The 2,657-nt window shown below is 54.4% G+C and carries 2 protein-coding genes; both read right to left on the bottom strand.

What is annotated here, in order from left to right:
- Nucleotides 1-182: 182 nt before the first annotated feature.
- On the bottom strand, nucleotides 183-1,283 hold the full coding sequence (gene ddlA / locus Q7O77_RS16750) for a D-alanine--D-alanine ligase (protein WP_304169872.1): 1,101 nt from the start codon (nucleotides 1,281-1,283) through the stop codon (nucleotides 183-185).
- Nucleotides 1,284-1,474: 191 nt separating this feature from the next.
- Nucleotides 1,475-2,557, bottom strand: coding sequence for a lytic murein transglycosylase B (gene mltB, locus Q7O77_RS16755; RefSeq protein WP_304169874.1), 1,083 nt, complete (start codon nucleotides 2,555-2,557; stop codon nucleotides 1,475-1,477).
- Nucleotides 2,558-2,657 lie beyond the last annotated feature (100 nt).

A 2,657-nucleotide genomic window follows, 5' to 3' on the forward strand; every position in this document is an offset into this window, starting at 1 on the left:
TCACTATCGCAACAAGATAATGCGCTGGCGGGGTAAACCGTAGTGATAATTTTAGGCTGCCGATGTGATGACGGCGTGCATGATGTGAGGCGCAGGTCAGAGATGATGCGGGTATATAAAGGTAGGGACTGAAAGGACAATCGGGCAAGTTTGTCTATCGCCTTGCCCGACTGAAGTGAGAGTTAGTCGCGTACTGAGCTTTGCAGGGCGCTGTCCTGCGAATAGCGCTCCAGCGCTAGTTCGATGAGCTGAGTAATCAGTGCGGTATAACCAATGCCGCTCGCCTGCCACAGCTTGGGATACATGCTGATATTGGTGAAACCCGGCAGCGTGTTAACTTCGTTGATGATGATCTCGTCATCCTGCGTCAGGAAGACATCGACCCGCGCCATTCCCTGACACTCCAGCGTCTGGAAAGCGCGCAGCGCCACGGCCCGAATACGTTCGTCCGTCACTTCCGGCAGCGGGGCCGGGATAGCGACGCCTGCGCCGTCTTCATCAATGTATTTGGTATCGTAGGAGTAGAACTCGTCGTGCAGGACGATTTCGCCGCACACGCTGGCCTGCGGAAAATCGTTGCCCAGCACGGCGCATTCAATTTCACGGCCGACGATCGCGGACTCAACCAGCACCTTATGGTCATAGCTGAACGCCAGATCGACCGCGCGTCGGAAGGACGCTTCGTCTTTGACTTTACTGACGCCGACGGAAGAGCCCTGATTGGCCGGTTTTATAAACAGTGGCAGGCCGAGTTTCGCCGTGATGGTGGTGAAGTCGAAACGGCGACGATTAGCGCGGGTGAGCGTCACAAAGGGAGCGACCAGCAGCCCGGCATCTCGCAACAGTCGCTTGGTCACATCTTTATCCATGCTGACCGCCGAACCCAGTACGCTGCTGCCGACGAATGGGATATTGGCCATCCGCAGCAGTCCTTGTAGAGAACCGTCTTCACCTAATGTGCCGTGAACGATCGGGAAGATCACATCGATCTGGGACAGGGCGTCCGCACTTTTTGTATCGATTAACTGGTGGTTGGCCTGACCGGGGATCAACGCGACATGCTGACTAGAACGGTTAAGGGCAATCTTCGCCGGATTGTCTGCATTTAATAGATAGTTGGAGGCATCATTTATGTGCCATTCACCCTGCTTGTCGATACCCAGCAGAACGACGTCGAATTTATCCTTATCAATGGCTTCCACGATGTTTTTGGCGGACTGCAGCGACACTTCGTGTTCTGCCGATTTACCACCGAACACCACGCCAACTCGAATCTTAGTCATATCACTCTTTCCGTTATGCGAGGTCTTTGCCCCAGCCTTGATCGATACTTCTCACTAAAACAGCCAACGTCACTGGGCGCAAGGGAATCATTCCGGGAAATCCGATTTTACGTTGCAAGCGAAGAAACTATCGCCTAAGCGCCTAAGTCCCCGCCAGTCGATTCAACATCTCAGGCGGGCAGATGACGTAGTCAGAGTTGGCTTCTGCGGGCGATTTTCACTTCCTCGCCCAACTGCCAGACCACCATGGCGTAATGGGTGCTGTGGTTGTAGCGGGTGATCGTGTAGAAGTTGGGTTGTCCGTACCAGTACTGGTAGCGATTCCCCATATCCAGACGTAGCAGACTCACTTCCTTGCTGCCGGTTAAGGGTTCGAGCGGCGACAAGCCCGCAGCGGACAGGGTATTCACGGAGTAACGGGTGTTGAATCCGGTATCCAGACTCAACGCCTGACCGTTGGCGGCTACGGCCACCTGACCATTGCGAACCCAGCCGTGGGCTTTGAAGTAGTTGGCGACACTCCCGATGGCGTCGACGGGGTCCCACAGATTGGGTATGCCATCGCCATTAAAGTCCACGGCATAGCTCTTAAAGGCGGAAGGCATGAATTGCCCATATCCCATCGCACCGGCGTAAGAACCGCGCAATGTCAGCGGATCGAAACCGTCTTCCCGCGCCATTAACAGAAATTGTTCCAGCTCGCCTTTGAAATAGGCGGCGCGGCGCGGGTAGGCGAAGGAGAGGGTGGCCAACGCATCCAAAATACGGGTTTTCCCCATGATGCGGCCCCAGCGGGTTTCCACGCCAATAATCCCGACGATGATTTCCGGCGGAACGCCATAGATCTGCCACGCTCGGTTCAGGGCGTCTTCGTATTGGTTCCAGAACATCACGCCATTTTGCACATTGTCGGGCGTGATGAATTTCTTGCGATAACGCAGCCAGGCGCCATTAGGGATGTTGGACGGGATCGCGGTGGTCGGCGAGGGGGCCTGGCGATCCATCAGTTGGATCACGCTGTCCAGCCGTTGCGCTTGCCCCAGCACGCGATGCAGATTGTCGCGCTCGAATCCGTACTCTTTCACCATATGATCGATGAAGCGATCGACGTCCGGATTCTGAGCGAAATCCCCGTTTAAAAAGCCCGAAGAGGGAGAATTAAAGAAACCGCCAGACGGCTTAATCGTCGTGTCTGAAGGTACGGAAGAGGCTGGCTTGCTGCTACAGGCTTGCAGCAACACGATAAGGGGCAATAAAGCAACCAGACGACGCATCGGAAATCCATAAAATTTGGGAAAATTGGATGTTGGAATGTTAGCTCATCACGCTGAAAAACGGTTAGTTAAATGCGAATAGTTCAGTGAATTATTCAGG

This window comes from Lonsdalea britannica (assembly GCF_946477055.1).
Classification (GTDB): Bacteria; Pseudomonadota; Gammaproteobacteria; order Enterobacterales; family Enterobacteriaceae; genus Lonsdalea; species Lonsdalea britannica_A.

Excerpts from the sequence above, each read along its gene's own strand:
- ddlA (WP_304169872.1), bottom strand. The coding sequence starts at position 1,283 with ATGACTAAGATTCGAGTTGGCGTGGTGTTCGGTGGTAAATCGGCAGAA.
- mltB (WP_304169874.1), bottom strand. The coding sequence starts at position 2,557 with ATGCGTCGTCTGGTTGCTTTATTGCCCCTTATCGTGTTGCTGCAAGCC.